Annotated in this window: 18 protein-coding genes; 7 read left to right on the forward strand and 11 right to left on the reverse strand. The window is 72.1% G+C overall.

Annotation, left to right across the window (positions count from 1 at the left end; genetic code table 11):
* Nucleotides 1-14 precede the first annotated feature (14 nt).
* From ACFUUZ_RS10825 to ACFUUZ_RS10845, 5 genes are read left to right on the forward strand one after another with little or no spacing between them, the layout of a single operon-like run.
* A complete protein-coding gene (locus ACFUUZ_RS10825; protein WP_378694928.1) occupies nt 15-818 on the forward strand; it encodes an enoyl-CoA hydratase/isomerase family protein in 804 nt (267 codons plus the stop codon).
* Entirely contained in the window at nt 815-1,642 is an 828-nt protein-coding gene (locus ACFUUZ_RS10830; RefSeq protein ID WP_378694778.1) for an enoyl-CoA hydratase/isomerase family protein, read from the forward strand. The genes ACFUUZ_RS10825 and ACFUUZ_RS10830 overlap by 4 nt, the downstream gene beginning before the upstream one ends.
* Nucleotides 1,642-3,183: a class I adenylate-forming enzyme family protein gene (locus ACFUUZ_RS10835; RefSeq protein WP_378694780.1), complete on the forward strand. Its 1,542-nt coding sequence runs from the start codon at nt 1,642-1,644 to the stop codon at nt 3,181-3,183. The genes ACFUUZ_RS10830 and ACFUUZ_RS10835 overlap by 1 nt, the downstream gene beginning before the upstream one ends.
* Nucleotides 3,173-4,732, forward strand: coding sequence for a class I adenylate-forming enzyme family protein (locus ACFUUZ_RS10840; RefSeq protein WP_378694782.1), 1,560 nt, complete (start codon nt 3,173-3,175; stop codon nt 4,730-4,732). Before ACFUUZ_RS10835 ends, ACFUUZ_RS10840 begins: the two co-directional genes overlap by 11 nt.
* Nucleotides 4,729-5,139: a PaaI family thioesterase gene (locus ACFUUZ_RS10845; protein WP_378694784.1), complete on the forward strand. Its 411-nt coding sequence runs from the start codon at nt 4,729-4,731 to the stop codon at nt 5,137-5,139. Before ACFUUZ_RS10840 ends, ACFUUZ_RS10845 begins: the two co-directional genes overlap by 4 nt.
* Before the next feature lie 170 nt (nt 5,140-5,309).
* Here the strand turns inward: ACFUUZ_RS10845 and ACFUUZ_RS10850 are convergent, their stop codons facing one another.
* Genes ACFUUZ_RS10850 through ACFUUZ_RS10865 form a run of 4 tightly spaced genes read right to left on the reverse strand, consistent with a single transcriptional unit; the run spans nt 5,310 to nt 8,247 of the window.
* Nucleotides 5,310-5,732, reverse strand: coding sequence for an organic hydroperoxide resistance protein (locus tag ACFUUZ_RS10850; protein ID WP_378694786.1), 423 nt, complete (start codon nt 5,730-5,732; stop codon nt 5,310-5,312).
* Nucleotides 5,733-5,770: 38 nt separating this feature from the next.
* Nucleotides 5,771-6,202: a MarR family winged helix-turn-helix transcriptional regulator gene (locus tag ACFUUZ_RS10855; protein ID WP_378694788.1), complete on the reverse strand. Its 432-nt coding sequence runs from the start codon at nt 6,200-6,202 to the stop codon at nt 5,771-5,773.
* A gap of 51 nt (nt 6,203-6,253) precedes the next feature.
* A complete protein-coding gene (locus ACFUUZ_RS10860) occupies nt 6,254-7,744 on the reverse strand; it encodes a class I adenylate-forming enzyme family protein (RefSeq protein ID WP_378694790.1) in 1,491 nt (496 codons plus the stop codon).
* A complete protein-coding gene (locus ACFUUZ_RS10865; protein WP_378694792.1) occupies nt 7,741-8,247 on the reverse strand; it encodes a DoxX family protein in 507 nt (168 codons plus the stop codon). Before ACFUUZ_RS10865 ends, ACFUUZ_RS10860 begins: the two co-directional genes overlap by 4 nt.
* A gap of 59 nt (nt 8,248-8,306) precedes the next feature.
* Here ACFUUZ_RS10865 and ACFUUZ_RS10870 point away from each other — a divergent pair, with 59 nt between their 5' ends.
* The gene (locus tag ACFUUZ_RS10870; RefSeq protein WP_378694794.1) at nt 8,307-9,473 is read left to right on the forward strand and encodes an acyl-CoA dehydrogenase family protein; all 1,167 of its coding nucleotides are present in this window, start codon (nt 8,307-8,309) and stop codon (nt 9,471-9,473) included.
* On the opposite strand, the gene ACFUUZ_RS10875 is transcribed toward ACFUUZ_RS10870, so the two are convergent.
* Nucleotides 9,430-9,891 carry an NUDIX domain-containing protein gene (locus ACFUUZ_RS10875; RefSeq protein WP_378694796.1) on the reverse strand — a complete coding sequence of 154 codons (462 nt, stop codon included), beginning with the start codon at nt 9,889-9,891 and terminating at the stop codon, nt 9,430-9,432. The two genes, ACFUUZ_RS10870 and ACFUUZ_RS10875, sit on opposite strands and share 44 nt — an antisense overlap.
* Before the next feature lie 105 nt (nt 9,892-9,996).
* Nucleotides 9,997-10,977 (reverse strand): DegT/DnrJ/EryC1/StrS family aminotransferase, encoded by a 981-nt coding sequence (locus ACFUUZ_RS10880; RefSeq protein ID WP_378694797.1) that lies wholly within the window; start codon nt 10,975-10,977, stop codon nt 9,997-9,999.
* Between ACFUUZ_RS10880 and ACFUUZ_RS10885 the strand changes: the two genes are divergently transcribed.
* Nucleotides 10,914-11,387 (forward strand): phosphotransferase family protein, encoded by a 474-nt coding sequence (locus tag ACFUUZ_RS10885; RefSeq protein WP_378694930.1) that lies wholly within the window; start codon nt 10,914-10,916, stop codon nt 11,385-11,387. The two genes, ACFUUZ_RS10880 and ACFUUZ_RS10885, sit on opposite strands and share 64 nt — an antisense overlap.
* Before the next feature lie 7 nt (nt 11,388-11,394).
* Here the strand turns inward: ACFUUZ_RS10885 and ACFUUZ_RS10890 are convergent, their stop codons facing one another.
* The 5 genes from ACFUUZ_RS10890 to ACFUUZ_RS10910 are packed head-to-tail and all read right to left on the reverse strand — an operon-like array spanning nt 11,395 to nt 16,903.
* Nucleotides 11,395-12,246, reverse strand: a complete 852-nt coding sequence (locus ACFUUZ_RS10890) for an SDR family oxidoreductase (RefSeq protein WP_378694799.1) — start codon at nt 12,244-12,246, stop codon at nt 11,395-11,397.
* A gap of 28 nt (nt 12,247-12,274) precedes the next feature.
* The gene (locus ACFUUZ_RS10895; protein ID WP_378694801.1) at nt 12,275-12,901 is read right to left on the reverse strand and encodes a TetR/AcrR family transcriptional regulator; all 627 of its coding nucleotides are present in this window, start codon (nt 12,899-12,901) and stop codon (nt 12,275-12,277) included.
* Nucleotides 12,902-12,921: 20 nt separating this feature from the next.
* Entirely contained in the window at nt 12,922-14,574 is a 1,653-nt protein-coding gene (locus ACFUUZ_RS10900; protein ID WP_378694803.1) for an acyl-CoA synthetase, read from the reverse strand.
* Between the two features lie 26 nt (nt 14,575-14,600).
* Nucleotides 14,601-16,076, reverse strand: a complete 1,476-nt coding sequence (locus ACFUUZ_RS10905; RefSeq protein ID WP_378694805.1) for an aldehyde dehydrogenase family protein — start codon at nt 16,074-16,076, stop codon at nt 14,601-14,603.
* Nucleotides 16,077-16,093: 17 nt separating this feature from the next.
* Nucleotides 16,094-16,903 (reverse strand): NAD(P)-dependent oxidoreductase, encoded by an 810-nt coding sequence (locus tag ACFUUZ_RS10910; protein ID WP_378694807.1) that lies wholly within the window; start codon nt 16,901-16,903, stop codon nt 16,094-16,096.
* Nucleotides 16,904-17,018: the final 115 nt, after the last annotated feature.

Consider the following 17,018-nt stretch of genomic DNA (forward strand, 5'->3'; position numbering starts at 1 on the left):
ACGAAGGGACACCCATGCCGTACGACTCCATCAAGTACGAGGTCGAGGGGCATACGGCCACCGTCACCCTGAACCGGCCGGAGGCGCTGAACGCGCTGAGCCCGCACATGATCACCGAGCTGCGCGCCGCCTACGCCGAGGCGGAGAACGACGACCGGGTGTGGCTGTTGATCGTCACCGCCACCGGCCGGGCCTTCTGCACCGGCGCCGACGTCAAGGCGATCCCCGGCGACGGCAAGGTGCTCAACGAGCGGCCGTACTTGTCGACCTACGAGCAGTGGGAGGCGCCGCAGGAGGGCACGCCCCCGTTCCGCACCATGGCGAAGCCGATCCTCACCGCCGTGAACGGCATCTGCTGCGGGGCCGGACTGGACTGGGTGACCACCTCCGACATCGTGATCGCCTCCGACCAGGCCACCTTCTTCGACCCGCACGTCAGCATCGGCCTGGTGGCCGGGCGCGAGGTGGTGCGGCTGGCCCGGGTACTGCCCCGCTCGGTGGCGCTGCGCATGGCGATCATGGGCAAGCACGAGCGGATGAGCGCCGCCCGCGCCTACGAGCTCGGCATGATCAGCGAGGTGGTCGAGCACGACCGGCTGCTCGAGCGCGCGCACGAGATCGCCGCCTTGGTCAACCGGAACGCGCCGCTCGCCGTGCGCGGCACCCGCCTCGCCATCCAGAAGGGGCTCGACCTGCCGCTGCACGAGGCGGAGATGCTGGCCGAATCCTTCCGCGAGCGGGTCACCCGCACCGAGGACGCACTCGAAGGCCCGAAAGCGTTCGTGGAGAAACGATCCCCCGAATGGCAGGCCCGATGAGCGCGGCTACGAATGGCTCCCCGACGACACAGGCGGCGGGCGCCGGGTACGACACCGTCCTGCTCGACATCGATACCGCGGCGAAGGTCGCCACCATCACCCTGAACCGGCCGGAGCGGCTCAATGCCTTCGACCGGCGCATGTGCGAGGAGCTGGCCCGGATCTGGCAGGCGCTGCGCACCGACGACCGGGTGCACGCCGTGGTGTTGCGCGCCGCCGGCGACCGGGCCTTCAGCGCCGGTCTCGACATCAAGTCCAGCTACGGCCAGCCGGACAGCATCTGGCACCACGAGGATCCCGGCGAGCTGCTCAGCCCCAAGTGGCAGAAGATGTGGAAACCGGTGGTCTGCGCCGTGCAGGGCATCTGCACCGCGGGCGCGTTCTACTTCGTCAACGAATCCGACATCGTACTCTGCGCCGAAGATGCCACCTTCTTCGACTCGCACGTCTCGGCCGGACTGGTCTCCGCGCTGGAGCCCATCGGGCTCATGCGCCGGGTCGGGCTCGGCGAGACACTGCGCATCGCCCTGCTCGGCAACGACGAACGCGTCTCCGCCGCGACCGCACTGCGCATCGGCCTGGTGACCGAGGTCGTACCAAGGGCCGAGCTCTGGGCGCGAGCGCACGAAATCGCCGCGACTATCGCCGCGAAACCGCCGTCGGCCACCCAGGGCACCGTCAAGGCGATCTGGGAATCGCTGGACAAGCCGTACCGCGCCGCCCTCGACCAGGGGCTGATCTACACCCGGCTCGGCAACCCGCTCGGCACCGCCGAACTCGCCGCGCGCGGCGCACCCGCCCCCACCGAACCGAGGATCCGCTGATGAGCACCTCCGTCCATCCCCTCATCCGCCGCCTCGCCGCCGTGCTCGCGCTGCGCCCGGACGCCCCCGCGATCGAGTTCGACGGCCACTGGCACACCTGGGGCGAGCTCGCCGGGCCGGCCGCCCGGATCGCCGCGCTCACCCGCGCGCACGCCGTCGACGGGCAGGCGCCGATCGGCATCCTGCTGCGCAACACCCCCGCGCACGTCACCGCCTTCCTCGGCGTGCTCGGCGCGGGCGGCACCGTGGTCGCGATCAATCCGTCCCGCGGCGAGGAGCGCACCCGCGCCGACCTGATCGAGCTGGACCTGCCGCTGGTACTCGGGCTGCCAGGCGACCTGGCGGCGGTGGTGCCCGATGGCACCCCGACCGGCTCGCTGGCCGGGCTGTTCACCGGCCCGATCCCGGAGTACGGGGTCGACCCGCTCTCCTGCCGGGTGGCGGTGCGCATGCTCACCAGCGGCACCACCGGCCCGCCCAAGCGCATCGACCTGGGCTACGACATGCTGGCGCACAGCGTGATCGGGCCCGGTTTCCGCACCATGCCCGACCCGGTCGAACCGCGCGCGGGCGTCGCGATCGTGAACGCGCCGCTGGTGCACATCGGCGGCGTCTACCGAGTGCTGCAGTGCGTCGCCGAAGCGCGGCCGTTCGTGCTGCTGCCGCGCTTCGAGCTGGATTCCTGGGCGCGCGCTGTCCGCACCCACCGGCCGCGCGCGGTGTCGCTGGTGCCCGCCGCGCTGCGCATGGTGCTGCACTCCGAGCTGACCCGCGAGGATCTGGCGAGCGTCGCGGTCGTCACCTCGGGCACCGCGCCCCTGGCCGCGGCGGATGCCGACGCCTTCTACGAGAAGTTCGGCATTCCGGTGCTCACCTCCTACGCAGCCACCGAGTTCGGCGGCGGGGTGGCGGGGTGGACGCTCGCCGACCACCGCGAGTTCTGGGAGCGCAAGCGCGGCAGCGTCGGCCGGGCACAGGGCGGCGCCGCGCTGCGGGTCGTCGCCGACGACGGCAGCACGCTGCCGCCGGGCGAGCCGGGGCTGCTCGAGGTCGTCCCCGGTCAGCTCGGCCCCGATGCCGGCTGGATCCGCACCACCGACCTGGCCCGGCTCGACGACGACGGCTTCCTCTGGATCCTCGGCCGCGCCGACCAGGCCATCATCCGCGGCGGCTTCAAGGTGCTGCCCGACGACGTGCGCGGCGCGCTCGAGTCGCACCCCGCGGTGCGCGGCGCCGCCGTGGTCGCCCGCCCCGACCCGCGGCTCGGGGAGACGCCGGTGGCGATGGTGGAGCTGCGCGCCGACGCGCACGCCGACGCCGAGGGGCTCACCGCCTTCCTGCACGACCGGCTCGCCGGGTACGAGGTGCCGACGGAGATCGCGGTGGTGCCGGAGATCCCGCGCACCCCCTCCGGCAAGGCCGACCTCGGTGCGGTGCGGCAGCACTTCGCCGACCGCGCGGGCAACGCCGAGCTCCGCGCCGTGCCCGGAGCCGTGGCTGCCACCGAGGCCGCCACCACCGGAGCCGACCATGCCCGGTGATGCGCCGCCGGTCACCATCGACGCGGTACTCACCGCCGCCGCGGCCGCCCATCCGGACAGGGAGGCGGTCATCGACCCCGAGCGCCGCCTCACCTACGGCGAACTCGACACCGCCACCGCCGAACTCGCCGCCGGACTGGTGGCGGCGGGCATCAGCACCGGCACCCGGGTCGGGCTGCTCGCCCCGAACAACACCGGCTGGGTGCGCACCGCGCTCGCCCTGACCCGGATCGGTGCGGTCCTGGTCCCGCTCTCCACCCTGCTCACCCCACCGGAGCTGCTCGCACAGCTGCGCACCGCCTCGGTCCAAGTGCTGATCACCGCCGAGGAGTTCCGCGGCCACCGCTACCTCGACGATCTGCGCGCGGCACTGGACTCCCCGCTCACGGCGCCGATCCTGCACCCCGACGTCCCGGCCTTGCGCACGGTGTGGACGACCGCCGAGGCCGCCGCACTGCGCGGGGACGCCGCAGCTACCGCCGTTGCCAAGGGCCTGGCCGCGACCGTCACCCCCGCCGACCCGCTGACCATCCTGTTCACCTCCGGCAGCCGCGGCACCCCGAAGGGGGTGATCCACGCGCACGGCAGCGCGCTCGGCGCGGTGCGCGCCGGGCTCGCCGACCGCTGTATCACCGCCGACACCCGCCTGTACCTGCCGATGCCGTTCTTCTGGGTCGGCGGCCTCGGCGGCGGCATCCTGTCCGCGCTGCTGGCGGGCGCCACCCTCGTCACCGAGGACATCCCGCACCCGGCGACCACCCTGCGCCTGCTGGAACGCGAGCGCGTCACCCTGTTCCGCGGCTGGCCGGATCAGGCCGCAGCCCTCGCCCGCGAAGTCGAGGCGGCGGGCGCGGACCTATCCGCCTTACGCCCGGGCAGCCTCGAGGCCCTACTGCCACCGGAGCTGCGCGCTGCCCCCGGCGCACGCGCGAACCTGTTCGGGATGACCGAATCCTTCGGCCCCTACTGCGGATACCCCGCCGATACCGATATGCCCGAGCAGGCCAAGGGCAGCTGCGGGCGGCCGTTCGCCGGCACCGAGATCCGCATCGAAGCCGCGAAACCCGGGGAGATCGGGGAGATCCTGATCCGCGGCCCGCACATCATGCGCGGCATCTGCGGACGCACCAGGGAGGAGCTGTTCACCCCCGACGGCTACTACCGCACCGGCGACCTCGGCCGCCTCGACGACGCCGGATTCCTCTTCTACCACGGCCGCTCCGACGACATGGTCAAGGTCAGCGGCGCCACCGTCTACCCCGGCGAGGTGGAGCGCGCGCTGCGCTCGCTCCCCGCGATCACCCAGGCCTACGTCACCGACCTGCCCGGCCCGCGCATCGCCGCCGCCGTGGTGTGCGCGGAGCAGACGACCCCGGACGAGCTGCGGGCCGCCGCCCGCGGCGTGCTCAGCGCCTTCAAGATCCCGGCGATCTGGCTGCCGCTCGACTCCGACGACCTCGTCCCGCGCGGCGGCACCGGCAAGGTCGACCTTCCCGCCCTGCGCGCGCTGCTCGATGCCGAGGGCACCACAGCGAGGAGCTCACGATGACAGCGCTCGAAGCGATCGGCGACCTGATGAACCACATCGGCTTCCGCCGGGTCACCGAGGACGGCACCGAGTACTGGGAACTCCCCGCGGCGCCGCACAACGTCAACCTGTCCGGCGGAATCCAGGGCGGCCTGCTCGCCACCCTGGTCGACGTCGCCGCGGGCTCCGCCGCACTGGCCACCCGGCCGGCCGGCACCGGCGTGGTCACCTCCGACCTGAACATCCGCTACCTGCGCGCCGTCACCGAGGGCGCGGCCCGGGCCTATACCCGGATCGTGCACAGCGGGCGGCGCTCCACCGTGGTGGAGGTGGAGGTGCGGGTGGTGCCCGGCGACGCCCTCGCCGTGATCGCGACCGCGAACTTCGCGAATGTGGCGTTCCCCGGGGTGGGCGAGCCACCGTCCTGAGCCGTGAACGCGCGGTCGCCGTACAGCATGGCGATCGCGTCCACCCGCACCTTCATCGGCGGATCACGCGGAGCCACTCCAGCACAGGGGACGTCCCGAACGCGACGAGGCCTCCGGCGGTTCGGCGACCGGAGTCGGCCGAGATGCCGGAGACCTCGCGGCAGAAGCGATCAGTCGTCGGCGACGGTGATCGTGACGTCGATATTGCCCCGGGTGGCGTTCGAGTACGGGCACACCTGGTGCGCCTTGTCGGCCAGGCTCTGCGCCGTGGCGTGGTCGAGATGCGGCAGCGTCACCTCCAGGGTGACCTCGAGCCCGAAGGCGCCGCCGTCGAGTGCCCCGATGCCGACCTGCGCGCCGACCGAGGAGTCCTCGACGTTCGCGCCCGCCTGCTTGGCCACCATGCGCAGCGCGGAGTGGTAGCACGCCGCGTAGCCGATGGCGAACAGCTGCTCGGGGTTGGTCCCCTGACCCGAACCACCCATCTCGGACGGCGTGGCCAGGGTCACCTCGAGGTTGCCGTCCGAGGTGCGCCCGGCGCCATTGCGGCCGTCGCCGCTCACAATGGCCTCGGCGGTGTAGAGGGCTTTCATCTGTTCTCCCGTCGTCGGATGGGTGTCGAAGTGTGGTGTCACGCCGCGCGGTGCACGGTGCCGGCCAGCCGGTCGAGGGTCGAGCGGAGCTCAGTGATTTCCTCCCTCGTGAGCCCGGTGCGCGGTGCCAGCAGGTGCGGCACCGCGATCGCGCGCTCCCGCAGCGCCGCCCCCGCCGCGGTGAGGTGCACCGCGACCCGCCGCTCGTCGGCAGCCCGACGCTCCCGGCGCACCAGCTGCCCGCGCTCCAGGCGGCGCAGCAGCGGAGAGAGCGTGCCGGTGTCGAGCTCCAGCTCGCGAGCGAGGTCGCGCACCTCGCGGCCGTCCCGCTCCCACAGCGCCAGCATCACCAGGTACTGCGGATAGGTGAGGCCGAGCTCGGCGAGCGCGGGCCGGTACACCGACGTCACCGCTCGCGACGCCTTGTACAGCGCGAAGCAGAGCTGCTGATCGAGGGCGAGGACATCCACTCCCCCAAGGTAGTGCACATTTCAGTTGACCACAATTAAGTTGCCCAAAATCTAGCCGTCGCGGCGGTACAGCGCGGCGACCGCGTCAACCCGGACCTTCATGGCCGCGTTGCGGGGCAGCCGGTCCACCACCAGCACCGCGACCGGGACGTGGTGGCTCGGTAGCTGGGCGCGGACCAGCGCGCGCAGCGTCGCCGGGTCCGGCGCCGGACTCCCGGCGCGCCGCTCGACCACGGCGAACGGCACCTGGCCGAGCCGCTGGTCGGGGACGCCGACGACGCAGGCGTCGCGCACGCCCGGATCGCGCAGCAGGACCGCGCGCACCCGCTCCGGCAGGATCTTGAAACCGCCGCGGATGATGGCGCCGTCGGATCGCCCGTGGATGGTGACGAAGCCGTCGGCGTCCACGGAGGCCAGGTCGGTGGTGCGGATCCAGTCCGGGCCGAGCGCGGGCACCACCGCTTCCAGCAGCCCGGTCGCGCCGGCGTCGAGCTCGGCGCCGGTCTCCGCGTCGACCACCCGGACCCGGACCCCGGGCAGCGGCCTGCCCACCGTGCCGCGCTTCGTCGCGCCGTAGCGGCGGTGCAGCTCGGGCGTCCAGGCGCAGACCGAGCCGGCGAACTCGGTGGCGCCGTACGCCCACAGCAGCGGAATGCCGTAGCGCTGCTCGAATTCGGCGCGCAGTTCCGGTTCCAGGGGCCCGGAGCCGCCGGGCAGGTACTCCAGGGTGGCCAGGTCGGCGGGCGGCACGTCGGCGTCGAGCAACATGCGCAGGATGGCGGGTTGCACGCCGGCCCGGCGCACCCGGTAGGCGCGGACCGCGCGCACCCACTCCGGCACGGTGAACTTCTCCAGCAGAACCATCCGGATGCCGAGGAACGGCGCCGCGAGCAGCTGGCAGATGCCGATGCTGCCGAAGGGCCAGCAGACCAGCTCCGGCGGGTCGTCCGGCTCGGCGGTGCGGCCGCCGGTCATGGTGAGCACGGTGTGCGCTAGCGCCGCGGTGCCGAGCGCCACCCGCTTGGGCGGTCCGGTGGTGCCGCTGGTGAGCAGGTGCAGTCCGGCGATCTGGGCCGTCGGAGGCGCTGCCGCAGCACGACGCAGCAGTATCCGCGCACCGCCGTCGAGGTCCGCCTCGGCGGGTAGCAGAACAGCAGCACTGCCGGCGGCCGAGCACGCCGCCTGGAGTTCGGGCGTCCAGTCTCGCTCGGCGGCCACGACCGCGGCAACTCCGGCCGTCTCCGCTTCCCGTGCGATGCCCGCGGCCGACTGGTACGAGTTGATCATCACCAGCGGCCGCTGCCCCGCGACGAACCCGAGCACCGCCGCCGCGTGCGGCACCCGGTTCCGGACCACGAGCCCGATCGGGTCGGCCGGGCGCACCCCGGCGGCGTCGAGCGCTGCCTTCACCGACTCGGCGCAGCCGGTGATCTCGGTGCCGCTGTACCAGCGCCGCTCGAACTCCACGAACGGCCGCGGACCGTAGGCGGCGAGCCGCTCGGCCAGCTCCGCGGCGAACCGGGCGGCCGCGTCGGTGCTCACGCCGGCTCCGCGCCCGGGCGGTAGAAGACCGCGAGCTGGGCCACGCCCGCGGCGAGCCCGAGCCCGGCGGCAACGGCGAGCCCGGTCCAACCCGCGACGGCGTCCGAGCCGAAGAGCAGATGGTCCAGCGAGATCCGGCCCGCGCCGATGGTCGCGACCGCGATCGCCGCGACGGCGAGCACCAGGTTGTACTCCCACCCGTTGCGCACGATGAAGAACCCGTGCGCACGATGCACCGTCCAGCCCGCCACCAGCATCAGCGCGACGAAGGCGGCCGCGGCGAGCGGGGTGAGGAAGCCGGCCGCCAACGCGAGCCCGGCCCCGACCTCGGTGCCCGCCGCGAGCCGGGCGTGCAGCACGCCGGGCCGCATTCCCATACCGTCGAACCAGGCGGCGGTGCCCGCGATCCGTCCGCCGGAGAAGAATTTCGCATAGCCGTGTGCCGCCATGGTCAGCCCGAGGCACAGCCGCAGGATCAGCACACCCGTATCGAACGCCGTCATGGTCACCAACTTACCGCTAGTCTTACAGTAAGCACATACACAACCAGGAGGAAGCAGCGATGACGAGTGCGACCGGAGACGATGCGGTCACCGAGGGTGAGTTCCGCGAGATCCTCGCCCAGACGCGCAAGTTCGTCCGGGAGGTCGTGCTGCCCAGGGAGCGCGAGATCGCCGCGGACGACCGGGTCCCCGACGAGATCGTCGAGCAGGCGAAGGCGATGGGGCTGTTCGGCTACGCGCTGCCGCCCGAGTGGGGCGGGCTCGGGCTGAACCTGGCTCAGGACGTCGAGCTCGCGCTCGAGTTCGGATACACCACGCTCGCCCTGCGTTCACTGTTCGGCACCAACAACGGCATCGCCGGGCAGGTGCTCGTCGGCTACGGCACCGAGCAGCAGAAGCAGCGCTGGCTGGCCGATATCGCATCCGGGCAGGTGGTCGCCTCGTTCGCGTTGACCGAGGAGGGGGCGGGCTCCAACCCCGCCGCGCTGCGTACCGCGGCCGCCCGCGACGGTGACGAGTGGGTCATCGACGGGCAGAAGCGGTTCATCACCAACGCGCCGGTCGCCGACCTGTTCGTGGTGTTCGCCCGCACCGCGCCGGAGCGGATCGCGGTCTTCCTGGTGCCCGCGCGCACGCCGGGCGTCGAGGTCGGGCCCAAGGATCGCAAGATGGGCCAGGAGGGGGCGTGGACCGCCGAGGTCCGGTTCACCGGCGTCCGTGTCGGCGGGGACGCGCTGGTCGGCGGGAGCGAGGATGTCGGCTACCGGGCGGCCATGAGCTCGCTGGCGCGCGGGCGGGTGCACATCGCCGCGCTCGCCGTCGGCGCCGCCCAGCGGGCCCTGGACGAATCGGTCGCCTACGCCGCGGGCGCCACCCAGGGCGGCACTGCCATCGGAGAGTTCCAGCTGGTGCAGGCCATGCTCGCGGATATGCAGACCGGGGTGATGGCCGGGCGTGCTCTCGTCCGCGATGCGGCCCGGTTGTGGGTGAGCGAGGAGGATCGCCGGATCGCGCCCTCCGTTGCCAAGCTGTACTGCACCGAAATGGTTAATCAGGTCGCCGATCTCGCCGTTCAGGTGCACGGGGGGACCGGCTACATGCGCGATGTCGCCGTGGAGCGCATCTACCGCGACGTCCGCCTGCTGCGGCTCTACGAGGGGACCAGCGAGATTCAGCGCCTCATTATCGGCGGCGGTCTGGTGCGTGCGGCTCAGCGCGCCCGATAGGCCGCGAGAGTCTGTGCGACAGCGTCGGTGACGGGGGCGTCGCCGCTGAGGGCGGCCCAGGAGTACGCCGTGTGTTCGGTGAGCCGGACCGGTTCGAGGGCGTCACACGCAACGGCGAAATTGAACTGGCGGCTGAGTTTCCACCGCCGGATCGATAGTCGAAGCTATCGATGTGCCGACCGACTCCCGTGACCTGGAGTCCGGTCTCCTCCTCTACCTCGCGGACTACGGCCTGTTCGAGCGTCTCGCCCGCCTCGACCTTGCCGCTGGGCAGTTCCCAGATGCCGCCCATGAAATCGTCACCAGGGCGGCGGAGCAGCAGGACACGGCCGCCGTCGTCAATGACCGCGCCGACAACGAGCTGCTGGACGCCGTCGCGCCGAGCATCGGCAACGAGTACCTCGATGGGAGTTGACACAGCGTCATCCTTTCAGTTGGCCGACATGGCAGACCACTTTCTCGATCGCGTCGAGGTAGCGGTCGACCAGTGGCAGGTCTTGCTCCCGGTGCCATACCGGGAGCTTCAGGGTGTGGTGGTGCAGGTCCTCGGCGCACGGGAACTCACCCGGCTTATACGCGAATTCGGTGGTGTAGCCGGGGAACAGCGGCCCGGGATTCTGAAACAGTTCCAGCAGATCGAGGGGGCAGGTGGAGCCGGGGCGGTCGATGTCGTGGCAGCCTTCAGCGAGCAGTGCCCGGTGGAATCGTTCGACCGGAATCTCGTCGAGTTCGTCGGGATGATATCGCAGAGCCATCCCGTACCAGGCCGGACGTACCCCGGCTTCGGGCTGCGGCGCGGAGATGCCGCGGAGATCGGCCAGCCGGGCAGCTCTATGGGCAGCCGTCCGGCAGCGACCGATGAGGTAGTCGTCGAGATGGGTGAGCGGGGCTGGTGCTCGTCGTCGGTGAGCACGAACCCACCTTCGCCCGCCGAGAGCGGCTTGGGCCCGTTCATGCTGAACGCAGCGGCACGACCGAACGTACCGATCTTGCGACCCGCGACGGTGGCGCCGTGCACGTGGGAGCCGTCTTCGAGGAGTTGCAGCCCATAGACCTCGGCGAGGCCAGCAAGGCTTCGTAGCTGCGCGGGCATGCCCCACATGTGGGTGACGACGATCGCCTTCGTCTTTTCCGTGATACGGGCTGGAAGCTCGTGCGGGTCGAGGTTGCCGGTGTGATCACAGTCGACCAGGATCGGGACCACGCCGAGATGCAAGAGCGGGGTGGCGGTGGCGAAGAAGGTGTAGGCAGGAACAATGACTTCGTCGCCGAGGCTCAGGCCGCAGGCGGCGTACATCGAGTAGAGGCCGGCAGTGCCGGAGCTGGTGAGCACGGCATATCGGGTCCCGAAGTAGGCAGCGAGGGCGTCTTCGAGGTCGGCGATGACGCCGGAGCGGTCGTAGGATCGAAATGGCTTGTTCGAGCTGAGCGACCGACCGGATCGCCGCAGCCGACGCGCTCGAGGCCGACGACCGGGAGTGGCTGCTTCGGCACTCCACGTCACTGCGACAGCGGTACGAACAACTCCCGCCCCCGGTGCGGATCACGGTCATCCACGGCGACGCCTGGCAGGGCAATCTCGTCGTGCCTGCCGAAGGCACCCCGATCTTCCTCGACCTCGACAAGGTCTCCCGCGGGCGACCCGAATGGGACCTCGTGCAACTCGCCGTCGACCACGCCGACTTCACGCGCCTCAGCACTACCGACTACCGCTCTTTCGTCACCGCGTACGGCGGCTACGACGTGACCTCGACGCCGGAGTTCCGGATCTTCGCCGATATCCAGGAACTGCGCTGGGTCACCTTCGCGATCGGCCTGACCCACCGCGACCAGGAGGCGGCGGCCGAGGCCCGGCATCGCATCGCCTGCCTGCGCGGTCACGTACCGAAGCCGTGGCGATGGAGCGCGCTGTGACACCCGACTACTGCGCGGCCGCCACCCGGGCACGTTCGTGCATAGAGGCGATCACGCCGCCGTCGGAGAGGATATCGGTGCCGGTAAGGTAACCGGCCTTCGCACTGACGCAGAAGGCGAGAAGCTCCGCCATCTCCTCGGCTCTACCCCAGCGCGGCACCGCGAAGTCCGCGACCATCGCTCCGGCACCCGCCTCGGCCTCGAGCCGCCCCATCTCGGTATCGATCGAACCGGGCGACACCGAGACGATGCGCAGCCCACGGCCGTTGAACTGCTCGGCCTGGGACGCGCTGTACCACCGCACGAAGCTCTTGCCGACGGCATAGGCGTAGCCGGAGCGCGCCTCCTCGGGGACGACGCCGCAGGCCGCCTCCAGCTCGGTGAGGAAAGCCACGCTGTCCCGGAGCGCCACCGGGAAATGCTGCGACGGAACGGCTTCGGCGGGCAACATGTGCGCGGCCATCGAGGCCACATTGACGATCGCGGCCCCGTCGCCCGCGACCCGGAAGAACGTCTCGCCGACGAGCAGCGTGCCGAGTGCGTTGACCCGCAGCACGAACGCGGCATCGCCCATGCTCGGGCTCACCCCGGCGGTGTGCACCACAGCCTCGAGCACCCCGAGCCCCGCCGCGGTCTCGAAGAGCCGCTCGACCGCCGCCGGATCGGTGACATCGCAGGTAACCGGCACCGCGGTGACGCCGCGCTCCGCCAGCCCGGCGACCGCGGACTCGAGCCGCTCCGCCCGGACGTCAGCGAGAACCACCGTCTGCTCCCGGCCCAGGATCGCCGCCGTGGCGACCCCCATGCCACCAGCACCACCGGTGACGATCGCGACCCGGTTCGCCTCTGCGTCGACCATGACGCCACCCTTCCTCGGTTTCGAGACATTATGTCTCGTTACTGGACGCTACCCGCTCGGCCGCGTCGGCGGAAGGCGGGACGAGCATTCCGCTCAGCAGCAGGTCGACCAGCCCGGCGCCGGCCTCGCGCTCGGCGGTGGTGAGCAGCCGGTAGAGCAGCGTCGCGATGAGCGCCTCGGCGGCGGCGGCGATCTCGGCATCGGGCCGGAGCTGCCCGGCGCGCACGGCAGCGTGCAACCGCGCGACCAGTGCACGCTCCAGCGGCCCGGTGATGTGCTCGTAGAGCCGTTCAGCATCGGTGGCGCTCTCCGCAGCGGCGGCCGCGAGCCCGCGCAGCATGGCCGCCAGCTCGGGGTCGTGGGCGGCCTGCTGGTACTCCGACCACCAGGTCCGCACATCGTGCAGGACGTCACCGGTGTCGGCGGGCGCGGCGGCCTCGGGCGCGAGGACACCCGTGGTCACCGCCTCGGTCACCACGGCGGCTTTGGACGACCACCAGCGGTAGACGGTCTGCCTGCCCACGCCCGCGGCGGCGGCGATGGCCTCGATGGTGACGCCCTCGTACCCCCGCTCCGCCACCAGGTCGCGCGTGGCCTCCAGGATCGCCAGATGTGCCCGGTCGCTGCGCGGCCTGCCGCCCTTGGTTCCCGCCATGGGCCCAACCCTAGAAGCGGTTACCCGGTGACCTGCTCCCGCGCCCAGCGGTAGTCGGGCTTGCCGGCCGGGCTGCGGGTGAGCGCGGGCCGGAAAACCACCGCCTTGGGCAGCTTGTACCTGGCCAGGCTCTGCCCGGCGTGCGCGGTCAGCTCCTCGGGGGTGGCGGCGGAACCGTCGGCGAGCGCGACGACCGCGACCACTTCCTGCCCCCAGCGCTGACTCGGCCTGCCGACAACGATCACGTCGGCGACCGCGGGGTGCGAGCCCAGGGCGATCTCGACCTCCTCGGCGAAGACCTTCTCCCCGCCGGTATTGATGGTCATGGAGTCCCGCCCGAGTAGCTCGATCCCGCCACCGGCGAGGTGCCTGGCCCGGTCGCCGGGCAGCGAGAAGCGGGTGCCGTCGATGACCGGGAAGGTCGCGGCGGTCTTGTCGGCGTCGCCCTTGTAGCCGAGCGGTGCGTAGCCGCGCTGGGCCAGCCAGCCGATCCCCTCGTGCCCCGGTTCCAGCACCGAGCCGAGATCCTCGGCCACCACCCGCGTGTGGGGGCCCGCGCTGAAGGTCCCGGTGGACGGCGCACCGGCGGCGGAGACCTGGGACATCTGCGCACCACCCTCGGACGAGCCGACGCCGTCGATGATCACCAGCCCGGGCTTGGCGGCCAGCAGCCGCTCCTTGAGCGCGGGGCTCAGCACGGCACCACCATTGCCGATCGCCACCAGCGAGGAGACGTCGGCGATGCCGGACTCGATCGCCGCGAGCAGCGGCCGGGCCATGGCGTCGCCGACCAGGGTGACCACCGCGACCCGCTCGCGCTCGATGGTGCGCACCACCTCGTCGGCGTCGATGCGCTCCACGGTCGGCGGGAACACCACGGTCTGCCCGGAGCTCAGCGCGGTCAGCGCCGCCCACTGCGCGGCACCGTGGATGAGCGGCGGCAGGATCATCAGCTTGAGCCCGGGATTCGCCGCGACCCGCTCGGCGATGACCTCGTAGGACTCCACCACCGCGCCGGTGTTCATGTCCCGCCCGCCGCAGGCGGCGACGAACAGGTCGTGCTGGCGCCAGAGCACGCCCTTCGGCATGCCGGTGGTGCCGCCGGTGTAGAGCACGTAGAGGTCGTCCGGGGTCGGCTCGACCGGGAGCGCGGCAGGGTCGGCCGAGGCCAGCGCGGTCTCGTAGTCGATCGCGCCGTCGAGCAGGGCATTGCCGGACCCGTCGGCGATCTGGACGAGCACCCGCAGGTGCGGCAGCTCGGGCAGCACCTCGGCCAGCCGGGGCGCGAAGGCGGCGTGGTAGATCAGGGCGGTGGCGCCGGAGTCGGCGAGCAGGTGCCGCAGCTCGTCACGCACGTAGCGGAAGTTGACGTTGAACGGCGCCACCCGAGCACGCAGGGCACCGACGATGCCCTCGACGAACTCGGGGCCGTTGTAGGCGTAGATGCCGACCAGGTCCTGCCCGACCTCGTGCCCGGCGAGCTCGCCGCGCTCGCGGTGGCAGCCGAGGCCCTGCGCGTGTAGGAAGGCGGCGAGCCGGCGGGAGCGCTCGGCGATCTGCGCGTAGGTGTAGCGGCGGTCGCCGTGCACCACCAGTTCGCGGTCGGGGATCTGCGCGGCCACCACGTCGGCGGTGTGCACGAGGGTGAACTCGGTGGTCACGGAGCGGGACACTGCTGTCTCCTCGAGGTCGGGGGTGCTCATCGGCCGAGCCGGCGGCGGGTGCGGAAGGCGGCGGCGCGCAGCGCCAGGCCGACGCCGTTGCGCAGGAACGGGGTGAAGGGTGGCGCGGCCAGCGCGGTCACCGGGAACGGCAGCGCGGAGCCGACGACGGTGCGGTGGTGGCTGAAGGTGTCGAATCCGGCTTTGCCGTGGTAGGCGCCCATGCCGCTGTGGCCGACGCCGCCGAAGGGGGCGTCGCTGGGGAACATGTGGATGGCGAAGTCGTTGCGCGCGACGCCGCCCGTGCGGGTGTGCCGGAGGAAGGTGCGGAACTCGGCGTCGTCCGGGCCGAACCAGTAGGCGACCAGCGGCGAATGGCGGGCGGAGACGTACTCCGTCACTTCGCTGAGCGCGCCGTAGGGCCGCAGCGCGAGCACCGGCCCGAACACCTCCTCCTGCGCCACCCGCATGTCGTCGGTGACACCGGTGATCAGGGTGGGCGCGATCTTGCGGGTGACCGGGTCGGCCTCGGGCTCGTGCGGCGGGGCCAGCGATTCGACCTCGGCGCCGCGGGCGCGGGCATCCTCGATCAGCCCGAGCACCCGGTCGTAGTTGGCGCGGTCGACGCTGGCGGTGTAGTCGGCGTCGTCCTGGATCGCCGGGTAGAGCGTGCGCAGTTCGGTGCGGAGCGCGCCGGTGAACGCGGCGAAGTGCTCCTCCGGCACGAAGACGTAGTCGGGGCAGACGCAGACCTGGCCGCCGTTGACCATCCTGGCCCGCGCGATCCGCCGGGCCGCCCGGCCGATATCGGCGGCGCGGCCGACCACGACCGGGTTCTTGCCGCCCAATTCCAGGGTGACCGGGACCAGGTTCTCCGCCGCCGCCCGCGCCACGAGCTGCCCGACGCGCGGCGAGCCGGTGAAGAACAGGTGGTCGAAGGGCATCGCGGTGAAGGCGGCGGCGACGTCGGGCCCGCCGGTGACCACCGCCAGCTCGGCCGGGTCGAAGTACTCGGCGGCCAGGCGCGCGGTGAGCTCGGCGGTCCGCGCGGTGACCTCGGACATCTTGATCATCACCCGGTTGCCCGCCGCGAAGGCGGCCGCGGCGGGCAGGATGACCAGGTTGAGCGGGAAGTTCCACGGACCGACGATGCCGACCACGCCGAGCGGCGTCGGCTGCACCTCGGCGCGGATGCCCGCCAGCCGCGCGGCCGGGCTCGGGTTCCGGGAGCGCATCCAGCGCCGCACGTTCGCGCGGGTGTGCTCGAGGACCGAGAGCATGCCGACGATCTCGGTGAAGCGGATGCCGGTAGGCGAGCGGGTGCCGTAATCGGCGACCAGCGCCTCCACATAGGCGTCGGCGTTGTCGAGCACCATGGCGGTCAGCCGGTCGATCCGCTCGCGCCGGACCTGGGCAGGCGGCGGCCCGTCGCGCAGGAAAGCCGCGCGCTGCAGTTCCAGGAGCTCGCGGGGTCCGGCCAGGCCCGGCGCCGGCTCGGTCAGGGGGAGGTTCATCGTCGAGCCTTTCGCGGTCAGGCGAGTTCGAGCGGGCCGGTGCGGATGACGGAGGCCAGCTCGCCGAGATCGACCCCCAGGTCCCCGGCCGCCGAGAGGCACGCGGCCACGTCCTTGCGCAGGAACGGGGCGGCATTGGCGGTGAAGGCGGGCAGCCCGCCGGTCGTGCGCACCGCTTTGGCGGCGTAGCTCTCGCCGCTGCACCTGGCCAGCGCGGCCAGCAGCTGCTCGCCGGAGGTGCCGAGCTGCTCGCCTACCGCCACCGCCGCGGCCACGAGCTGGGCATTGGCGGCGAAGAGCGCGTTGTTCACCAGCTTCACGCTGAGCGCGGTGCCGAGCGCGCCGGTGGTGATGACCGGGTCGGCGTAGGCGGTGAGGACCGGGAGCGCGCGGGCGATTGTCTCCTCCGGCCCGCCGAGCAGCACCGTCAGCCGACCGGCGGCGATATCGTCGGCGGTGCCGCTGACCGGGCCGTCGAGCAGGACGCCGGCGCCGGGATGCGCGGCGGCGAGCGCGGTCACCGTCGCGACGGTGCCGGTGCTGTGCGAGACCACCGGGACGCCGGGGCCCGCGGCGGCGAGCACGCCCTCCGCCCCGCCGAGCACCTCGATGAGCTGGTCGTCGGAGAACAGGCAGGTGATCACCGCGTCGGCGCCGTCCGCGACCTCCGCGGGCGTCGCCGCGAGCTCCGCGCCCCACCCGCGCAGCCGCTCGCGGACCTCGTCGCGGCGCGCGAACACGCGCACCCGGTGCCCGGCATCGAGCAACCGGCGCACCATGGGCCTGCCCATCCGGCCCGCCCCGACGAAACCGACGATCTGCGACATCCGCGCACTCCTTCAGCGACGCCCGCGCGACCTTGCGGACGGATAACCCTTCGGTAAGACAGACCGTAGCACCGCCGCAGACTCGGCGGAGTGCTTCCGGAGCATTTACCGTTGT

Origin of the sequence: Nocardia sp. NPDC057353 (genome assembly GCF_042667085.1) — a bacterium.
Taxonomy (GTDB): domain Bacteria; phylum Actinomycetota; class Actinomycetes; order Mycobacteriales; family Mycobacteriaceae; genus Nocardia.

Excerpts from the sequence above, each read along its gene's own strand:
- ACFUUZ_RS10825 (WP_378694928.1), top strand. The coding sequence starts at position 15 with ATGCCGTACGACTCCATCAAGTACGAGGTCGAGGGGCATACGGCCACC.
- ACFUUZ_RS10890 (WP_378694799.1), bottom strand. The coding sequence starts at position 12,246 with ATGGTCGACGCAGAGGCGAACCGGGTCGCGATCGTCACCGGTGGTGCT.
- ACFUUZ_RS10870 (WP_378694794.1), top strand. The coding sequence starts at position 8,307 with ATGACGAGTGCGACCGGAGACGATGCGGTCACCGAGGGTGAGTTCCGC.
- ACFUUZ_RS10830 (WP_378694778.1), top strand. The coding sequence starts at position 815 with ATGAGCGCGGCTACGAATGGCTCCCCGACGACACAGGCGGCGGGCGCC.
- ACFUUZ_RS10910 (WP_378694807.1), bottom strand. The coding sequence starts at position 16,903 with ATGTCGCAGATCGTCGGTTTCGTCGGGGCGGGCCGGATGGGCAGGCCC.
- ACFUUZ_RS10840 (WP_378694782.1), top strand. The coding sequence starts at position 3,173 with ATGCCCGGTGATGCGCCGCCGGTCACCATCGACGCGGTACTCACCGCC.
- ACFUUZ_RS10835 (WP_378694780.1), top strand. The coding sequence starts at position 1,642 with ATGAGCACCTCCGTCCATCCCCTCATCCGCCGCCTCGCCGCCGTGCTC.
- ACFUUZ_RS10845 (WP_378694784.1), top strand. The coding sequence starts at position 4,729 with ATGACAGCGCTCGAAGCGATCGGCGACCTGATGAACCACATCGGCTTC.
- ACFUUZ_RS10895 (WP_378694801.1), bottom strand. The coding sequence starts at position 12,901 with ATGGCGGGAACCAAGGGCGGCAGGCCGCGCAGCGACCGGGCACATCTG.
- ACFUUZ_RS10865 (WP_378694792.1), bottom strand. The coding sequence starts at position 8,247 with ATGACGGCGTTCGATACGGGTGTGCTGATCCTGCGGCTGTGCCTCGGG.
- ACFUUZ_RS10905 (WP_378694805.1), bottom strand. The coding sequence starts at position 16,076 with ATGAACCTCCCCCTGACCGAGCCGGCGCCGGGCCTGGCCGGACCCCGC.
- ACFUUZ_RS10850 (WP_378694786.1), bottom strand. The coding sequence starts at position 5,732 with ATGAAAGCCCTCTACACCGCCGAGGCCATTGTGAGCGGCGACGGCCGC.